Annotated in this window: 18 protein-coding genes and 1 tRNA gene; 11 read left to right on the top strand and 8 right to left on the bottom strand. The window is 65.4% G+C overall.

The features are described 5' to 3' along the window. Nucleotides 1–2: 2 nt before the first annotated feature. Nucleotides 3–2,306: a TonB-dependent receptor gene (locus RIA72_RS02390; protein WP_350030756.1), complete on the bottom strand. Its 2,304-nt coding sequence runs from the start codon at nt 2,304–2,306 to the stop codon at nt 3–5. 173 nt (nt 2,307–2,479) lie between these two features. Between RIA72_RS02390 and RIA72_RS02395 the strand changes: the two genes are divergently transcribed. Next, nucleotides 2,480–3,088 (top strand): TetR/AcrR family transcriptional regulator, encoded by a 609-nt coding sequence (locus RIA72_RS02395; protein WP_350030757.1) that lies wholly within the window; start codon nt 2,480–2,482, stop codon nt 3,086–3,088. A gap of 7 nt (nt 3,089–3,095) precedes the next feature. Here RIA72_RS02395 and RIA72_RS02400 read toward each other — a convergent pair. After that, nucleotides 3,096–3,169, bottom strand: a tRNA-Gln gene (locus RIA72_RS02400). A gap of 154 nt (nt 3,170–3,323) precedes the next feature. On the opposite strand from RIA72_RS02400, the gene RIA72_RS02405 reads away from it, so the two are divergent. Both RIA72_RS02405 and RIA72_RS02410 read left to right on the top strand, forming a co-directional pair. Continuing rightward, nucleotides 3,324–4,628, top strand: a complete 1,305-nt coding sequence (locus RIA72_RS02405; RefSeq protein WP_350030758.1) for an FAD-dependent oxidoreductase — start codon at nt 3,324–3,326, stop codon at nt 4,626–4,628. After that, the gene (locus tag RIA72_RS02410) at nt 4,625–5,026 is read left to right on the top strand and encodes a DoxX family protein (RefSeq protein ID WP_350030759.1); all 402 of its coding nucleotides are present in this window, start codon (nt 4,625–4,627) and stop codon (nt 5,024–5,026) included. The genes RIA72_RS02405 and RIA72_RS02410 overlap by 4 nt, the downstream gene beginning before the upstream one ends. Before the next feature lie 275 nt (nt 5,027–5,301). Here RIA72_RS02410 and RIA72_RS02415 read toward each other — a convergent pair whose 3' ends face one another. Continuing rightward, nucleotides 5,302–6,561 carry a dipeptidase gene (locus RIA72_RS02415; protein WP_350030760.1) on the bottom strand — a complete coding sequence of 420 codons (1,260 nt, stop codon included), beginning with the start codon at nt 6,559–6,561 and terminating at the stop codon, nt 5,302–5,304. 217 nt (nt 6,562–6,778) lie between these two features. Between RIA72_RS02415 and RIA72_RS02420 the strand changes: the two genes are divergently transcribed. Genes RIA72_RS02420 through RIA72_RS02430 form a run of 3 tightly spaced genes read left to right on the top strand, consistent with a single transcriptional unit; the run spans nt 6,779 to nt 9,404 of the window. Then, nucleotides 6,779–7,957 (top strand): acyl-CoA dehydrogenase family protein, encoded by a 1,179-nt coding sequence (locus tag RIA72_RS02420; protein WP_350030761.1) that lies wholly within the window; start codon nt 6,779–6,781, stop codon nt 7,955–7,957. Nucleotides 7,958–7,965: 8 nt separating this feature from the next. Continuing rightward, nucleotides 7,966–9,159: a M20 metallopeptidase family protein gene (locus tag RIA72_RS02425; protein WP_350030762.1), complete on the top strand. Its 1,194-nt coding sequence runs from the start codon at nt 7,966–7,968 to the stop codon at nt 9,157–9,159. Next, a complete protein-coding gene (locus RIA72_RS02430) occupies nt 9,156–9,404 on the top strand; it encodes a GlsB/YeaQ/YmgE family stress response membrane protein (RefSeq protein WP_350030763.1) in 249 nt (82 codons plus the stop codon). The genes RIA72_RS02425 and RIA72_RS02430 overlap by 4 nt, the downstream gene beginning before the upstream one ends. A 46-nt stretch (nt 9,405–9,450) precedes the next feature. On the opposite strand, the gene RIA72_RS02435 is transcribed toward RIA72_RS02430, so the two are convergent. From RIA72_RS02435 to RIA72_RS02445, 3 genes are all read right to left on the bottom strand, one after another. Then, entirely contained in the window at nt 9,451–9,843 is a 393-nt protein-coding gene (locus tag RIA72_RS02435) for a GxxExxY protein (RefSeq protein WP_350030764.1), read from the bottom strand. A gap of 49 nt (nt 9,844–9,892) precedes the next feature. After that, on the bottom strand, nt 9,893–11,479 hold the full coding sequence (nadB, locus tag RIA72_RS02440) for an L-aspartate oxidase (RefSeq protein WP_350030765.1): 1,587 nt from the start codon (nt 11,477–11,479) through the stop codon (nt 9,893–9,895). A 108-nt stretch (nt 11,480–11,587) separates the two neighbouring features. Further along, entirely contained in the window at nt 11,588–12,511 is a 924-nt protein-coding gene (locus RIA72_RS02445; protein ID WP_350030766.1) for an ABC transporter ATP-binding protein, read from the bottom strand. 111 nt (nt 12,512–12,622) lie between these two features. Between RIA72_RS02445 and RIA72_RS02450 the strand changes: the two genes are divergently transcribed. The 3 genes from RIA72_RS02450 (at nt 12,623) to RIA72_RS02460 (ending at nt 14,444) form a co-directional block, all read left to right on the top strand. Further along, nucleotides 12,623–13,183: a DUF4402 domain-containing protein gene (locus RIA72_RS02450; RefSeq protein WP_350030767.1), complete on the top strand. Its 561-nt coding sequence runs from the start codon at nt 12,623–12,625 to the stop codon at nt 13,181–13,183. A gap of 425 nt (nt 13,184–13,608) precedes the next feature. Continuing rightward, nucleotides 13,609–13,812: a zinc-finger domain-containing protein gene (locus RIA72_RS02455; RefSeq protein ID WP_350030768.1), complete on the top strand. Its 204-nt coding sequence runs from the start codon at nt 13,609–13,611 to the stop codon at nt 13,810–13,812. A 92-nt stretch (nt 13,813–13,904) separates the two neighbouring features. After that, the gene (locus tag RIA72_RS02460; protein WP_350030769.1) at nt 13,905–14,444 is read left to right on the top strand and encodes a DUF4402 domain-containing protein; all 540 of its coding nucleotides are present in this window, start codon (nt 13,905–13,907) and stop codon (nt 14,442–14,444) included. On the opposite strand, the gene RIA72_RS02465 is transcribed toward RIA72_RS02460, so the two are convergent. Continuing rightward, nucleotides 14,441–14,650 carry a hypothetical protein gene (locus tag RIA72_RS02465; protein WP_350030770.1) on the bottom strand — a complete coding sequence of 70 codons (210 nt, stop codon included), beginning with the start codon at nt 14,648–14,650 and terminating at the stop codon, nt 14,441–14,443. The genes RIA72_RS02460 and RIA72_RS02465 overlap by 4 nt on opposite strands. Before the next feature lie 101 nt (nt 14,651–14,751). Between RIA72_RS02465 and tldD the strand changes: the two genes are divergently transcribed. Next, a complete protein-coding gene (tldD, locus tag RIA72_RS02470) occupies nt 14,752–16,194 on the top strand; it encodes a metalloprotease TldD (protein WP_350030771.1) in 1,443 nt (480 codons plus the stop codon). Nucleotides 16,195–16,280: 86 nt separating this feature from the next. On the opposite strand, the gene RIA72_RS02475 is transcribed toward tldD, so the two are convergent. After that, nucleotides 16,281–16,943, bottom strand: a complete 663-nt coding sequence (locus tag RIA72_RS02475; RefSeq protein ID WP_350030772.1) for a YggS family pyridoxal phosphate-dependent enzyme — start codon at nt 16,941–16,943, stop codon at nt 16,281–16,283. A 56-nt stretch (nt 16,944–16,999) separates the two neighbouring features. Between RIA72_RS02475 and RIA72_RS02480 the strand changes: the two genes are divergently transcribed. Next, the gene (locus tag RIA72_RS02480; RefSeq protein ID WP_350030773.1) at nt 17,000–17,692 is read left to right on the top strand and encodes a thiamine phosphate synthase; all 693 of its coding nucleotides are present in this window, start codon (nt 17,000–17,002) and stop codon (nt 17,690–17,692) included. Nucleotides 17,693–17,711 lie beyond the last annotated feature (19 nt).

Genomic DNA, 17,711 nt, shown 5'->3' on the forward strand with positions numbered 1-17,711 from the left:
GGTCAGAACCGGTATTCGGCCGAGAAGCGCGCGGTGCGCGGGGGTCCGTAAAAGCCGATCACCGACTGTCCGAACTGGTTCGACGGGAAATTATAGCCGCCGGTGCGATAGCGTATGTCGAACAGATTGCGGCCGTGTACGCCGAGCCGCCAGCGCTCGTCGGGCGACGTCCATGTCACGCTGAGGTCGACGAGCGCATAACCGTCCTGGTCGATCGACGGGATGGGTATCTCGAAAAGATGCGTGTCGCTGCGGAACGAGATCGACGGCAGGATGGCCATCCGTCCGCCCATGAAATCGGCCTGCCAGTTGACCGAGGCGCTGCCCGTGAACTTCGGCGTATTCTGGAAACGCCGAAGATCGGCGACGTCGACATTCTGGCCCGTGGCAAGGTCGAAAACGATGAACTCGTTGAACTTCGCATTGATGTAGCCAAAGCTGAAGCTTGCGCTGAAATTGCGGCTGAGCACCGCCTGCGCCTCAATTTCCGCGCCCCAGATGCGGGAGCTGCCGACATTGTCGACAAAGCTGACCACCCCTGGCGGCGGCGTGACCTTGGGCACCTGCGTCGTCACCTGCTGCCCCGAATAGTCGGTGTAGAAGAGCGCGGCGTTCATCCGGAATTGCCCATCGAGGAAATCGCCCTTGAGCCCGAGTTCGTAGGAATCGACGATTTCGGCGTCATAGCCGTCCTTCGTCGCGGGCGTCGCGGTCGCGTCGCCGCGCATGTCGAACCCGCCCGATTTGAAACCGCGGCCATAGGCGGCATAGATGTTCACATCGTCGCTCGCGGCATAGGTCAGGCTGACGCGCGGCGTGAATTCCTCGAACGTGCGGCTGTTGGTATAGTCGGTCAAAATCTGCGGCACGTTGAAGGGGGGCGGCAGAATCGGGACATAGGGCTTGAGCAGCGGGCTGCCGAGGGTGCCGAAATAATTGGCCTTGAAGACCGTGCCGACCTTCTTGTCGCGCGTCCATCGCGCGCCGAGCGACAGCTTGAGCCGTTCGGTCAGGTCGTAATTCATGTCGCCAAAGATCGCGAAACTTTCGGTGTCGACCGACCCGCTGGTGAGCTGGGTCAGCGCGGTCCCCGCGCTCGGCCGTGGGACAAGCAACGCTTCGGGAACGAGCCCGCGGCCAAGGATCGTGTCGAAAGCGCCCGACGCCTTGGCATCGAGATAATAGACGCCCACCACGCCCTGCAGCGCCTCGGCGTCGATCTGCGCCTGAAATTCCTGGCTGAACTGGCGGTCCTCATAGACCTTCCCCTTCGACGCGATGTCGAGGAAGGGCTGCGGCGTTCCATCGAAATCGATCCCCACGCCGCGTGAATAGCCGTCGCGATAGGCGGTAATCGACTTGAGCGTGATCGCGTCGGACAGATTCCACTCGCCCGTCAACGACACGCCTTGCGTCACCACCTTGTTCTTGTCGCCGATTCCCGCGAGCGTGTCATATTTCCCCGGAAGGACCGCCGTGTTGCTGTTGGGCTCGCGCCGTTCGCGGTGGCCGTGATTGGCGTTGGAGCGGTCTTCGGTGCGGTCCGCTGCAAGCCGGATGAAAAGCGTGTCGGACGGCGCGATCTCGACCGACACGCGCCCCGCGATCACATCCTTGTTGCCCGTTTCCGCGCCGGTGAAATAATTTTTGCCATAGCCATCGCGATTGTACCAGGCGAAGGCCGCCCCGACCGAGACGGCGTCGGAAACCGGCAGTGCGACCGATCCGGTCAGATTATATTCGTTATAGCTGCCGACTTCGCCCCGGATCTTGCCGCTGACATCATGGCCGAGCCGTTTGGTGACATATTTGACCGCGCCGCCGATCGTGTTGCGACCATAGAGCGTGCCCTGCGGCCCGCGCAGTACCTCGATCCGTTCGATGTCGAAGATGTCGAGGACCGCCCCCTGCGGCCGCGCGATATAGATGTCGTCGACGTAAAGCCCGACGCCGGGTTCGAAACCCCACAACGGGTCCTGCTGACCGATACCGCGGATGAAAGCCGTCAGCGTCGAGTTGGTGCCGCGCGAAACCTGAAGCGTCAGATTGGGTGTCGAGCGCTGGAGCGCCGTGATGTCGGGCGCGCCCTTCTGATCGAGTGCGTCGGCGGTGAAGGCCGTGACCGCGATCGGAACGTCCTGCAAACTCTCTTCGCGGCGCCGCGCGGTAACGACGATCTCTTCCACCTGCGCCGCGCTCGCCCCGTCGGACGGCGCCTCCTGCGCGGCGGCTTTCGTGCCCGTCATCGCGGCCAGCGTCGATCCGGCAAGCAACATGCAATTCAGCGCCCGGCGATATTCCGTCATCTACTCGTCCCTCCCATGCGAATCATTTCATTCGATTGCGTATGAGATATACTTAGATATGATCATCATTAAACGTCAATATGACTTGGTATTATGACTTGAATAGATTCTGCTACGGATCGGAAAATACGCGGGCATTGACCTTGCGGACGGTGCGCCCTAGGCCTTGCCCCATGTCGTTGCCGCCGCTTCCGCTTCAGCCGACCGTGCCGGGCGCGACCGGTGCCCCGGTCAAACGCGGCCCCAAGCCCAGGATCACCGCCGAACGCTGGTTCATTGCCGCGCTCGAGCAACTCGCGCTGGGCGGCATCGATTCGGTGCGCGTCGAATTGCTCGCGGAGGCACTCGGCGTCACCAAGGGCATGTTCTACGCCCGCTTCGACACGCGCGAGAGCTTTCTCGAAGCGATGATCGATTACTGGCGCCAGCGCACGACGACCGGGCTCGTCGCCGAACTGACCGCGATGGATTCGGCCCCCGAAGACCGGCTGACGCGGCTGTTCGCCATATCGCGCATGGATCGCGCACGGACGGGCGCGTGGATCGAGGTCGCGATGCGCACCTGGGCGCTGACCGACGAACGCGCGCGACGCGCACTCGAAGAGATCGACCGGCATCGGCTGGTCTATTTCGAATCGGTGCTCACGGCGAACGGTGTGCCGAAGGAGCAGGCGCCTGCCCGCGCCTTTCTGATCTACAGCTATGTGATCGGCGACACATTGCTGTCAGGCGACCGGACCGCAATCCGCTACCTGTGCCAAGCGATGCTGGCCGCGCCCTGAAAAAAACTGGATGCCCCGCGAGGATTCGAACCTCGATAGACGGAATCAGAATCCGTAGTCTTACCATTAGACGACGGGGCAAAGAGGGGCGCGCAATATGACCCGGCGCGCGCGCTGTCAAGGCCGCGGCGCCCAGCCGCAACAGTGCGCTTGCCCTGCCGCATTTCGCCGCTAGCATCATCCTATAACAATGGGGCCGCGCCCCCGGCGCAGGTTCCGCATTCGGAGTGGACTGATGCGTCATGTCGCGATCGTCGGGTCGGGCCCGGCGGGTTACTATACCGCCGAAACCTTGCAGAAGGCGGAGGGTGTCGCGGTCGACGTCATCGACCGCCTGCCCGTCCCCTATGGCCTGATCCGTACCGGCGTTGCCCCCGATCACCAGTCGATCAAGGCGGTGTCGCGCCGCTATGAAGGCGTCGCGCTGACCGACAATGTCCGTTTCGTCGGCCATGTGGCGGTCGGCAGCGACGTGACCATCGACGAACTCCTCACCCTCTATGACGCGGTGGTTCTGGCGACGGGCGCGCCGAACGACCGCCCGCTGGACATTCCGGGGTCCGACCTGCCGGGGGTCATCGGCAGCGCGGCCTTCGTCGGCTGGTACAACGGCCATCCCGACTTCGCCGATCTCGATCCGCCGCTGGGAGCCGCGGGGGTTGCGGTGATCGGCAACGGCAATGTCGCGCTCGACGTTGCGCGCATCCTGGCCAAGACACCGCAGGAATTTGCGGGCAGCGACATCGTGGCCCATGCGCGGCAGGCGCTGGCCGAAAGCAATGTGCGGCACGTCCACATCCTCGGCCGCCGCGGCCCGCACCAGATTGCGATGACACCCAAGGAATTGGGCGAGCTCGGCCATCTCGATCGCGCGAGCCCGCGCGTCGACCCCACCGACCTTCCGGACGAAGGCGACGACGCGCTGCTCGAACCGGGGATGCGCAAGTCGGTGACGCATTTGCGCAGCTTTGCCGCGAACCCCGTCGCCAAGCCGGTGACGATCGATTTCGATTTTTTCGCCATGCCCGTCGCGATCGAAGGCACCGGGGGACCCGACCGCCGGGTCCAGCGCGTGATCGTCGAAAAGACCGCGCTCGACGCCGACCTGCGCAGCCGGGGTACGGGCGAAACCTACGCCATCGACGCGGGGCTCGTCATCAGCTGCATCGGCTATCAGACGCCGCCGATCCCCGGCGTTCCCTATGAGCACGGCCGCGGCCGGTTCGCGAATGACGACGGACGGATCCTGCCCGGCCTCTATTGTGTGGGCTGGGCCCGCCGCGGCCCGTCGGGGACGATCGGCACCAACAAGCCCGATGGCGCGCGCGTCGCCGAAATGGTGCTCGAAGACATCGGCCCCGGCGCGGGCAAGGCCGGGCGCCCCGGTCTCGACGCGCTGCTCGCCAGCCGTAACATTGCCCCCGTCACCTTCCGCGACTGGCGCCGCATCGAGGAAGCCGAGGTCGCCGCCGCGCTGGACGGCAATCCGCGCGAAAAATTCACGAGCGTCGAGGCGATGCTCGCCGCGATCGGGCGGTGAAGGCGCACGTCCGTACCACGCTGCGCTGGCTGCTCGCAGTGGCCTATGGCTACGCAGGCTGGCGCCATCTCGCGACCCCCGAGCCCTTTCTGGCGATCACCCCGCCGTGGGTGCCCGAACCCCGCCTGATCGTCGCCGCCACCGGGATCGCCGAAATCGCGGGCGCGGTCGGCCTGATGATCCCTCGGCTCCGCAAGGCCGCGGGCTGGGGGCTCGCGCTCTATGCGCTTTGCGTCTGGCCCGCCAACCTCCACCATGCGCTCGCCAATGTGGCGATCGGCGGCGCGACGCTCGGCTGGGGGTATCACGCCCCGCGGCTCGCCGCGCAGCCGCTGATCATCTGGTGGGCGCTCTGGGCGAGCGGCGCGATCGACTGGCCGTTTGCGCGGCGGAGCTAGGGTCAGGACCCATTAATTCCACGATCGAGGTTTGAAGCGTTTTTGTTCAGTGCGAGGCGGAAAGGCGAAGGGATATGTCGATATTTCAAGACTTTCCAACGAAGCAATGGACAAAATCGATCAAATCCCGAAGGGACGCCGAAATGGCTTCGATCTCGAACCTTCGCGGCCTTGCGAGTAGCAATGCTACCCGCGGCACCCGCAAAGGCCCGATATCTTCGCCATTTCGACGCCTCGATCGTGGAATTAATGGGTCCTGACCCTAGAACGCCGCCCTAATTCGCGACCGGCGTTTCGATCGGCAGCTGCCCCTTCTGCCCCGCGGCATAGGCTTCGACCGCCTTCAGAACGCGGATCATATTGCGGCTGGCGATCTTTTCCAGCTCGGCCTGCGTATAACCACGCCGCGCCAGCTCGGCGAAGAGCGTCGGATAACCCGACACATCCTCCATGCCGACGGGCGCCGATCCCATGCCGTCATAGTCGCCGCCGAGCCCGATATGATCGATGCCGATCGTGCGTTTCAGATGGTCGATATGGTCGGCGACCTTCGCGGTCTGGACCGCCGGGGCCGGATTGGCGGCATCCCACGCGGTCAGCGCCTGTGCCGCGGCCGCGGGATCGCCGACATATTGCGCATCGAGCCGCGCCTTCTGCGCCGCCCGCGCGAGGCCATGCTCGTAAACCGCCGTATCGAGGAAAGCGGGCAGGAAAACGATCATCACGATACCCCCATTGGCCCTGACCGCCGGCAACACGCTGTCGGGTACGTTGCGCGGATGATCGTTGACCGCGCGAACGCCCGAATGGCTGAACATCACCGGCGCGCGCGCCACCTCCAGCGCGTCCTTCATCGTCGCTTCGCTGACATGGCTGAGATCGACGATCATGCCGATCCGGTTCATCTCGCGGACCACCTGGCGCCCGAAATCGGTCAGGCCGTCATGTTCGGGGGCGTCGGTCGCGCTGTCGGCCCACGGCACATTCTTGCCATGCGTCAGCGTCATATAGCGCACACCCATGCCATACATCTCGCGCAGCACCGCGAGCGACGATCCGATCGAATGCCCACCCTCGATCCCCAGCATTCCGGCGATCTTTCCGGCCTTCATCTGCTTTTCAAGCTCCGCCGCACTCGAGGCCAGCGCTAGGTCGGCGGGATAGCGCGCCGCGAGCCGCTTCATCACGTCGATCTGTTCGATCGTCTGCTGCACGGCTTCCGCCTCGTCGTCGTTCGACGGGACATAGACCGACCAGAATTGCGCCCCGACCCGCCCCTTGCGCAGCCGGACGAGGTCGGTGTGCATCGCGATGCTGTCCTTGGTCGCGGTGTCGCCGGTGTCGTGAAAATCGAAATCGTTGATGACATTGCCCGCCCGCTTACGCAGCGCCCATGGCACGTCATTATGCCCGTCGAAGACCGGGGCGCGCTTCAGCGCGGCCTCGGCCACCGCTTCGGGTGAGGTCTGGGCGATGGCGGGGGTGGAGACGAAAGCGAGAGCGGCGAGGCCGGCGAGCAGGGTGGGCTTGTTCATGGTGCGCGACCTTAAGTGCCTGGACGGAAGGCGCAACCCCGCGGCGCATTAAGCGACCGACAGATTGCCTCATATTTTTTGCACAAAGACACAAAGGGGCAAAGCTGGCCCTATTCGCGTACCCGTCGGTGCCTCTGCGTCCTTGTGTGAGATGTTGCAAAGCGCGCCCCGCGCGTCCGAACTTGACGTTCACGTCAACCAAGCGCAGCATCGCGCCATGACAGCCTTCGACGACTGGCGCGCACGATCGCCCTACTATGACGAAACCCACGAAGCCCTGGCGATGAGCGTCCGCCGCTTCGTCGAACGCGAGATCGCGCCCAATATCGACCGCTGGGAGGCCGAGGGCGAATTGCCGCGCGACCTGCACAAAAAGGCGGCCGAGGCGGGCATTCTCGGGCTGCGCTATCCCGAAGAATATGGCGGGCACAGCACGGGCTTCGACAATTTCCACAGCCTCGTCGTCACCGAAGAGCTGGCGGCGGTCGGCGCCGGCGGCCTCGGCGCGTCGCTGATGACGCACGGCATCGGCCTGCCCCCGGTTCTCGCGCTGGGGTCCGACGAACTGAAGCAACGCGTCGCGCCGCCCGTTCTCGCGGGCGAGAAGATCATCGCGCTCGGCATCACAGAGGCGGGCGGCGGCAGCGACGTCGCCAACGTCAGGACGACGGCGGTGCGCGACGGCGACGATTATATCGTGAGCGGCGGCAAGATGTTCATCACCAGCGGCATGCGCGCCGACTGGCTGACCTGCGCGGTGCGCACCGGCGGACCCGGAGCGCGCGGCATTTCGCTGCTGCTGATCGAGATGGACGCGCCGGGGGTGACACGCACGCGGCTCGACAAAATGGGCTGGCGCTGCAGCGATACCGCCGCGATCCATTTCGATGGCGTCCGCGTCCCCGCCGCGAACCTCATCGGGGCCGAAAACGGCGGCTTCATCGGCATCATGCGCAATTTCAACAGCGAACGGCTCGGCATGGCGATGGGCTGCTGTGCCTACGCCCGCGTCGCGCTCGCCGAGGCGGCCGAATGGGCGCAGCAACGCGAGACATTCGGCAAGCCACTCGTCGGCCACCAGTCGATCCGCATCAAGCTCGCCGACATGGAACGCCAGATCGAAGCGACGCAGGCGTGGGTCGACCTTTGCGCGTGGCAGGTCAAGACCGGCAAGGACCGCCCCGCCGACTTCGCGATGCTGAAGGTGCAGGCGACGCGCATGCTCGAAGCCGTCGCACGCGAGGCCGCACAGGTGCTCGGCGGCGCAAGCTATATCACCGGCAGCAAGGTCGAACGCATCTACCGCGAAGTCCGCGTCAATGCCATTGGAGGAGGCAGCGAGGAAATCATGCTCGACCTCGCGGGTCGGCAGCTGTTTGGCGGAGGAAAAAAGTGAGCGAAATCATGACGAGCTGGCCCACCGAGGCCGAAACCCTGCTCGACGACCTCGTCGACCTTCGCCGCGCGATTCACCGCGAGCCCGAGTTGGGCTTGCAGAACCCCAAGACGCTGGCGAAGATCAAGGCCGCGCTCGCCGGGCTGCCACTCGAATTTCGCGAGGGACCGTCGACGACGGGGCTCGTCGCCATATTGCGCGGGCCTGCGAACGGCCGCACGGTGTTGCTGCGCGGCGACATGGATGCGCTGCCCTTGCTCGAGGATACCGGGCTCGACTTCGCGTCCGAAACCACGGGCGCGATGCACGCTTGCGGGCACGACACGCATGTCGCGATGCTCGTCGGCGCGGCGAAGCTGCTCTGCGCGGCGCGCGATCGCCTGCCGGGCACCGTCATGTTCATGTTCCAGCCGGGCGAAGAGGGGCATCATGGCGCGCGCTTCATGCTCGATGACGGGCTGATCGACCCGCTGCCCGATGCGGCGTTCGCGCTCCACATCATGCCCAACGCGCCGCACGGCATTTTTGCGGGGCGCGCGGGGCCGCTGCTTGCCTCGTCCGATGTGCTGTCGATCAGCGTCAAGGGCGCCGGCGGCCATGCGTCGATGCCGCACGATGCGGTCGATCCGATCCCCGTCGCCTGTGCGATCGTTACCGCGATCCAGACGATGGTGACGCGCAAGATTTCGGTGTTCGACCCGGCAGTCGTCACCATCGCCAAGATCGCGGCGGGGACGACGAACAATATCATCCCCGAAAGTGCCGAAATGCTCGGCACCATCCGCACCCTGTCGCCCGAACGCCGCGCACATGTCGCGCGCGAATTGAAACGCCTCGCCCCCGCGATCGCCGAAGCGCATGGCTGCACGGCGGAGGTCCATATCGAGGAAGGCTTCCCCGTCACCATCTGCGACAGCCGCGCCGCCGCCTTCGGCCAGCGCGTCGTCGAGGATGTGTTCGGCGAGGCGGCGTGGCTGACGATGGACAATCCGGTGATGGGGGCGGAGGATTTCGCCTATGTCCTCGAAAAAGTGCCCGGCGCGATGTTCTGGCTCGGCGCCAGCGCCGAAGGCAGCGACTGGCGAAGCTGCTGCGGCCTCCACTCGAACCGCATGGTGCTCGACGAAAAGGTCATGGCGCGCGGCGCGGCCTTGCACGCCGCGCTGGCCGAGCGCTTTCTGAACGAAGGATTCAACGCATGATCAATATCGTCGGCGCCATTCTCTCCGGCCTTATCATCGGGGCGCTTGCCCGCTTCTTTTATCCCGGCGCGGTCGAGATGGGGTGGATCGCCACAATCCTGCTCGGCATCGGCGGCTCGCTGCTCGCGGGGCTGGTGACGACGCGCGGCGTGCGCGGCGAATTCCACCGCGCAGGCTGCTTCGCCTCGGTCATCGGGGCGATCGTGCTGATCTTTGTCGGACGGATGCTGGGAGTTGGCGGGTAGGGAGAAAAGAAACTATCTCACACAAAGACACAAAGAGGGCGCTTGCTTATCGGGCCAAATCGCCATTTGCGATGCGGCGCACACCCTCTTTTAAGGTGGCACCGCCAAAGTTTACCAGAATGCCGAGTGGCAGGTCGAGCAACCGCAAATAGGTCAGCACCTGTTTGCTATGGAGCGGCGAAAGCCGCTCAACCGATTTCAATTCGACAAGCAATTTGCCATTCAGCAACAAATCCGCGCGAAAGCCTTCGCCGAGTTCGATGCCATCGTACCGGATTGGGATAGGCTTCTGTCGTTCAACGACGATCCCTCGTCTTGCCAGTTGATCCGCCATAATGGCCTCATAGGCCGATTCAAGCAGGCCCGGTCCCAACTTCTGATGTAGTCGGAACCCGCAGTCGACAACAAGCCTAGCCAAATCTTCGACGCTTGCTGTCATCGCCGTGCCTCTTTGTGTCTTTGTGTGAGAAATTTTTCCTAAATCGGCCTCACGGCACCAGCACCGTGTCGATCGCCTCCGCCGCCATGTCGGGATAGTCGAGCGTGTAGTGCAGCCCGCGGCTTTCCTTGCGGTGGAGCGCGCTCCTGACGATCAGCTCGGCGCATTGGAGGAGGTTTCTGAGCTCGATGAGGTCGGTGGTCACACGGAAGTGGCCGTAATAATCCTCGACCTCGCCCGTCATCATCTGGATGCGGTGCTGCGCGCGTTCGAGCCGCTTGGTGGTGCGGACAATGCCGACATAATTCCACATGAAGCGGCGGATTTCAGTCCAGTTCTGCTTGATCACCACTTCCTCGTCGGAATCGGTGACGCGGCTTTCGTCCCACGGCCGGATCGGCGGCGGGGGTTCGAGCTGGTCCCAGCGCGCAACAATGTCCTTCGCCGCCGCTTCGCCGAACACGAAACATTCGAGCAGGCTGTTCGAGGCAAGCCGGTTCGCGCCGTGCAGTCCGCTTTCGGTCACTTCGCCTGCGGCATAAAGGCCGGGAAGGTCGGTGCGCCCATCGAGGTCGATGAGCACCCCGCCGCACGTATAATGCTGCGCGGGCACCACCGGGATCGGCTGCTTCGTCATGTCGATGCCCAGCGTCAGCAGCTTGTCATAGATGTTGGGGAAATGCCCCGCGACGAAATCGGGGTCTTTGTCGCTGATGTCGAGATGAACATAATCGAGCCCGAAGCGCTTGATCTGGTCGTCGTTGGCGCGCGCGACGATGTCGCGCGGCGCGAGTTCGGCGCGCGGGTCATAATCGGGCATATAGCGATGCCCCGTCTCGGGATGCCGCAATATCCCGCCTTCGCCGCGCACCGCCTCGGTAATCAGGAAATTCTTGACCTCGAGGTTGTAAAGGCACGTCGGGTGGAACTGCATCATCTCCATGTTGGAGACGCGCGCGCCCGCGCGCCACGCCATCGCGATGCCGTCGCCCGTCGCGCCCCTGGGGGCCGTGGAAAATTGATAGACGCGCCCCGCGCCGCCGCTCGCAAGGATCGTCGCGCGCCCGACATGGGCGTGGACCTGCCCGGTCGCCTCGTCGAGCGCATAGACGCCCCACACGCGCCCCGACCCCGAATAGCGTAACTCGTGCCGCCCGGTGATCAGGTCGATGCACGCCTGTCCGGGCAGCAGCGTGATGTTCGGATGCGCCTCTGCGGTCTTCAATAGCGCCGCCTGCACCGCCCAGCCGGTCGCGTCGTCGACATGCACGATGCGGCGGTGCGAATGGCCGCCCTCGCGCGTCAGATGCAGCGCGCCTTCGTCCATGTTGAACGGCACACCCATCCGGGCGAGCCGCGCGATCGCCTGCGGGGCGTTTTCGACGACGAACTCGACCGTCGCGCGCCGGTTGAGCCCCGCGCCCGCGACCATCGTATCCTCGATATGATTCTCGAATGTATCCCCCGCGTCGAGCACCGCGGCGATCCCGCCCTGCGCCCACGCCGTCGATCCGCCGGTCAGATTGCCCTTTGCGAGTACGAGGACGCGGCAGTGGGCAGCCAGCGCGATCGCCGCGGTGAGCCCCGCGGCCCCCGAGCCGATGATGATGACGTCGTGGCTAATCTCGGTGGTCATCCAGCACCGTCTATTCCCGTTCGTGTCGAGCGAAGTCGAGACACCCATCGGGGCGGCTCAAGGTAGCAGGGCATCTCGACTTCGCTCGATGCGAACGGCAAAGGAGGGTCACCCATTCGCCGACCGCGTCAGATTGAGGAAGACATCCTCCAGATCCGCCTCGCGCGTCGACACATCGACGATGCCGTGCCCCATCGCATTGACCGCGGCGAGCACTTCGCCCGCGTTGGTGCGATCCTTGTTGTAATGGATCGCAAGACCGCGCTCGCCCTCGCGCTCGACCTTGTCGAACGCCGGGTGCGACGGCAGCGAGGTGAGCTCGGCGTCGAGCGTCACGACGACGATCTTCTCGCGCGCCATGTCGACCAGCTCGCGCGTCGGCTTGTTGGCGATCAGCTTGCCGTGGTTGATGATCGCGATCCGGTCGCACAGCTCTTCGGCCTCCTCCAGATAATGCGTCGTCAGCACCACCGTCACGCCGCGGTCGTTCAGTGACTGCACATAGTCCCAAAGCTGCTGGCGCAGTTCGATGTCGACCCCCGCTGTCGGCTCGTCGAGCACGATGATCGGCGGCGAATGCACCATCGCCTTGGCAACGAGCAGGCGGCGCTTCATGCCCCCCGAAAGCGTGCGCGCATAGGCGTCGCGCTTGTCGCTGAGGTGCACGGCCGCGAGCAGCTCGTCCGATATGCGCCGTGCCTTGGGCACGCCGTACAGCCCCGCTTGATTCTCAAGCGTCTCATACGGCGTGAAAAAGGGATCGAAAACGATTTCCTGCGGGACGATGCCGATCGAGTATTTGGCGTTGCGCGGGTCGGCGTCGATGTCGAAGCCCCAGATGCTCGCCTGACCGCTCGTCTTGTTGACCAACCCGGCAAGGATATTGATCAGCGTCGACTTGCCCGCACCATTGGGGCCGAGCAACCCGAAGATCTGCCCGCGCGGAACGTCGAAGCTGACCTTGTCAAGCGCCTGCTTGCCCCCGGCATAGATTTTGGAGACGGTGTCGATGCGGATGGCGGCTTCACTCATGGCCGCCTCCATAGCCGCGCCCTCGCCGCCGTGAAAGGCCCCTCGCGGGACATTACCATGATCACCGCGCCGTTAACGATAAATTGGCAGGTCCGGGCTAGATCGAACGCGGTGAGGACCAGCCACATCTTTTGCCCGCTGCCGGCGCAGCGCGGCCCGACCGCCCTTGCGATTTTGATCGCGTCCGCCGCCGCTTCGCCGGCGCTGGCGCAATCGAACGCGCAGAGCGAGGCCGAAGCGATCGTGCTTCGCCCGCTTTCCTTCTTCAAGGTGAACGACCTCGACTTCGGCGACATCATTCCGTCGGCGAGCGCGGGCACCGTGCGCCTACATCCCGACGGATCGCGCAGCCGGACCGGCGGCGTCACGCTGGCCGGTGACGGCGGACAGCCCGCACGCTTTGCCGGCCTCGGCAGCTTCAATCGCCAGGTCACTATCTCGCTGGGGTCGAACAACATCTGGATCACCGGGCCGGGTACGCGGATGCGCGTCCGCAATTTCGAGATTGGCAGCACGCCGACCGCGATCCTTTCGACCTCGCCCACGCGTTTTCGCATCACCTCGCCGCTCGGCAATTATAATTTTCCGGTCGGCGCGACGCTGGAGGTCGGCGCGAACCAGGCGCCCGGCGAATATAGCGGCACCTTCTCGATCACCCTGAACTATCTTTAGGGTCAGGACCCATTAATTCCGCGATCGAGGTTTGAAGCGATTTTGCTCAGGGCGAGGCGGAAAGGCGAAGGAATATGTCGATATATCGAGCCTTTTCGACGAAGCCATGGGCAAAATCGATCAAATCCCCCCTCTCGCTTACTTGGGGGGACGCCGAAATGGCTTCGATCTTGAACCTTCGCGGCCTTGCGGGCGGCGATGCTACCCGCTGCATCCGCAAAGGCCCGATATCTTCGCCATTTCGGCGCCTCGATCGTGGAATTAATGGGGCCTGACCCTAAACTTTTCGACCTTCCTGTGGGGGAAGACGGCACCGGGGGACCACTGGCACCCGGACGGGGGCTTGCACCGGTGCCGTCGCAACCCAGCTCCACCCGCGCAGACCCGATTGCCGAGCCTTCTTGTGCTTGCTATGGGCGCGCTCGATGACCCAGCCTGCACCCGCCCCCGAAACCCTCCGCACGCCCAAGACGCGCATCGCCTGCGACGGCACCGGAGACGGCCTCGCCAATGCGGCGCTCGGCCATCCGCGCGTCTGGCTCGAGATCGATCCCGACGAGGGGTTCGTCGATTGCGGCTATTGCGACCGCCGTTTCATCCTGATCGGCGGCGTCGCCGACCAGGCCTGAACGGTCCCAATCGGTAAACACCCCCTTTACCAATCCCGTGCATCGCCGATGAACGCGCTGCTGGCATATTTGTGTCAGACAGGAGCAGAATCGTGGGGATTCAAGGGACCAGAATTTTCGGGCGCGCCGTTACAGCGGGAGCCGCGACGGCGCTGCTGCCCGTTGCGGCGTTCGCGGCCGACACCAATGCGACGGCCAATGCCGCCGTCGTGCAGCCCAACACGCTGATCAAGACCGACGATCTGGACTTCGGAACGCTGGTCGGCGGGTCGACGGGCGGCACGGTGACGGTGAACCCCGCCACCAATGCACGCACGACCGGCGGCGGAACCGTGCCGGTCGGCGGCGGTGCGCATCGCGCCGAGTTCCGGGGCACCGGCGGCCGCCTGCTCATCGTCGTGTCGGGCAGCACCTCGGTCACGCTGGCGCGCGCGGGCGGCGGCGCGGCGCCGATGACTGCCAGCCTGGTTCGCGCCGCGAGCACCAGCGGCGGCGGCATTGCGCTGATCGGCACGACGCTGCTGCCCAGCGGAGTCCAGACCTATTATATCGGCGGGTCGCTCACCGTGCCGGCGAACCAGCCGCCGGGTGACTACAGCGGGACGTTCACGCTGACAGTGAATTATCTTTAAGTCATCGGCCGCTTACGGCCGGCAGCAGCCCTCAACTCTATCGTCATCCCGGCGAAGGCCGGGATCTCGCCGGTGCGGTCAACCGTCAGGGTGAGATCCCGGCCTTCGCCGGGATGACGGATAAAGGAAGGTCGGGAAACCACCCCAATCCGGACATCTGCCAAAAAACTTTCCTGACCTTTGGACGGATTGCGCCGTGGCTGCATGGACCGCTCACCGCCTCAAATCCGCCCCAACACGCCCCCGCCCTGTCGCCCCTTGCGGAACGAGCCTTTGCCTTGCCGGTTCGCCCCCCTATATCACCCCTATGACAAGCCCGACCGACCCCCGCCGCTTCCTTTACCGTGCCGATGCCCTCGACCCCGATCTGGCGCAGGCGCTCGCGCGCGAAGCGCTCGCCAAGGCCGATGATGGGGAGCTTTATCTGCAATATCGCGCGACCGAGAGCTTCGGTTTCGACGACGGGCGATTGAAGACCGCCGATTATTCGACCGACGCGGGGTTTGGCCTGCGCGCCGTATCGGGTGAGATGACGGGTTTTGCGCACGCCAGCGACATCAGCGCCGGGGCGATTCGCCGTGCCGCCGAGACGCTGGCGCTGCTCGATCCGGCGAAGCAGGCGCCCGCCGGCCCGCCGCCGCGCACCAACCGCCATCTTTATGACGAGGCAAACCCGCTCGACCTCATTCCCTTCGCGAAGAAGGTCGAGCTGTGCCAGCAGGTCGATGCCGCCGCGCGCGCGCGCGACCCGCGCGTCGTGCAGGTGTCGGTCGCGCTCGCGGGAAGCTGGTCGGTGGTCGAGATCGTCCGCGCCGACGGCTTTCTTGCGACCGACATTCGCCCGCTCGTCCGCCTCAACGTCTCGATCGTGGTCGAGGAGAATGGACGGCGCGAAAGCGGCTATTTCGGCCTCGGCGGCCGCTATATGTACGACCATCTGTTCGAAGAAGCGCAGTGGAACCGCGCGATCGACGAGGCGCTGAACCAGGCGCTCGTCAACCTCCGCGCGGTTGACGCCCCCGCGGGCGAGTTCACCGTGCTGCTCGGTCCCGGCTGGCCCGGCGTGCTGCTCCACGAAGCCGTCGGCCACGGGCTCGAGGGCGATTTCAACCGCAAGGGCACCAGCGCCTTTTCGGGCCGGATCGGCGAACGCGTCGCCGCACCGGGCGTCACCGTCGTCGACGACGGGGCGATGGAAAGTCCGGTCGGCGGCGGCCGCCGCGGTTCGCTCAGCATCGACGACGAGGGCACGCCCACGGGCGAGACGGTGCTGATCGAGGACGGGATTTTGAAGGGCTATATGCAGGACCGGCTCAACGCGCGGCTGATGGGGGTCGAACCGACGGGCAACGGCCGCCGCGAAAGCTTCGCGCACGCGCCGATGCCGCGGATGACCAACACTTTCATGCGCGGCGGGGGCGACGATCCCGCGGAGCTTCTCTCGCGCGTCAAGAATGGCATTTTCGCCAAAAGCTTCGGCGGCGGACAGGTCGACATCGTGTCGGGCAAGTTCGTGTTCAGCTGCACCGAGGCGTACAGGATCGAGAATGGCAAGCTCGGCACACCGATCAAGGGCGCAACCCTGATCGGCGACGGACCAAGCGTGCTCACGAAAGTGACCGGCATCGGCAACGACATGGCGATCGACGAAGGCATCGGCGTGTGCGGCAAGGCGGGGCAAAGCGTCCCTGCGGGCGTCGGTCAGCCGACCTTGCTGGTCAGCGGGCTCACCGTCGGCGGGACGGCGTAACGACCCCGCCCCTCTTCGTCATTCGCGAACGGGACAAAGGGCCGCTTCGGCCTGATCCGGAATCGATGGTGCTACCCGACCGCGCATCACCCGCGCGCGCCGAACAGCGCGGTGCCGACGCGCACATGCGTCGCGCCCAGCATCACGGCGGTTTCATAATCGCCGCTCATCCCCATCGAACGCAGCGGCAGGGCGTGCCGCTCGGCGAGCTCGTCGAGCAACGCGAAAAAGGGCGCGGGTTCTAGTGCCGCGGGCGGGATCGCCATCAGCCCGGCGATTTCAAGCCCCATATCCTTCGCCTCGCCGAGCAGCGCGGGGAGGTCGCGGGTCGCGCAGCCACCCTTCTGCTCCTCGTCGCCGATATTGACCTGCACGAACAGTTGCGGCTGTTTTCCAGTCTTTTCGCACGCCTTGGCGAGTGCCTTCACGAGCGAGGAGCGGTCGACCGAATGGATCGCGTCGAACAGTGCCACGGCTTCGTCGGCCTTGTTCGATTGCAGCTGGCCGATGAGGTGGAGCACCACGTCCGGCGTTTCGGCGCGCAGCGCGGGCCATTTCGCCGCAGCTTCCTGTACGCGGTTTTCGCCGAAATGGCGCTGCCCCGCGGCGATCAGCGGGCGGATCGCGTCGGGCGCGTGCGTCTTCGACACTGCGATCAGGCGGACGTCGGCGGGGTCGCGCTGCGCGCGCCGCGCCGCCGCCCCGATATTCGCCTGTACCTCATCCAGCCGCTCTGCCGCTTCGCTCATTGTCCATTCCCGTTCCGCGCGTTGCTTGCGCTCGCGACGCGCCTATAGAAAGGGCGATGACCGCGCGCCACCCCCTGCCGATGCAATGGCTGTTCAGTGACGAGCGGTCGGCGATGGCGGTGAGCAGGCTCGCCGCCTCGCTGCCGCCGGGCAGCGGCATCGTGCTGCGCCACGACGGCCTGCCGCCCGGCGCGCGCTGGCGGCTGCTGCGACGATTGATGCGCCTCAGCCGGACGCGCGGCCTGACCGTGCTGCTCGCTGGGGATCCTGCGACTGCCCGGCGCTGGGGCGCCGACGGCGTGCACCTGCGCCAGCGCGACGCGCATCGGGCGCACCAGGCGCACGCGCTGGGGCTGATCCTGACCCTGCCCGTCCATGATGGACGCGAAGCGCGCCGCGCGCGGCGCGCGCGCGCGCGCGGCGTCTTTGTGTCGCCGCTCCACCCGACGCGCTCGCACCCCGGTGTCCCCACATTGGGGCGAGCGGCATGGCTGCGCATCGCCCGGCTGGCGGGCGGCCAGCCCGTCGCGCTCGGCGGCATGACCGCGGCGCGCGCGCGCCAGCTCAGCCGCGCAAACAGCATCACAACCGGATGGGCGGCGATCGATGCATGGGAGGAAAAGGCGGCGAAGCGCCGGGCGCGGGCAGCGTCCGATTCAGATCAGGGCGAATCGAAAATGGCGGCGCTCCGTGATCCGGCGCGCAGCACACTCGATGCGCGTGGACGCCAGAAGCATGGACGGTGGTGATTAGCAGGCCGCCATGGCC

The sequence above is a fragment of the Sphingopyxis sp. genome, from assembly GCF_040216815.1.
GTDB lineage: Bacteria > Pseudomonadota > Alphaproteobacteria > Sphingomonadales > Sphingomonadaceae > Sphingopyxis.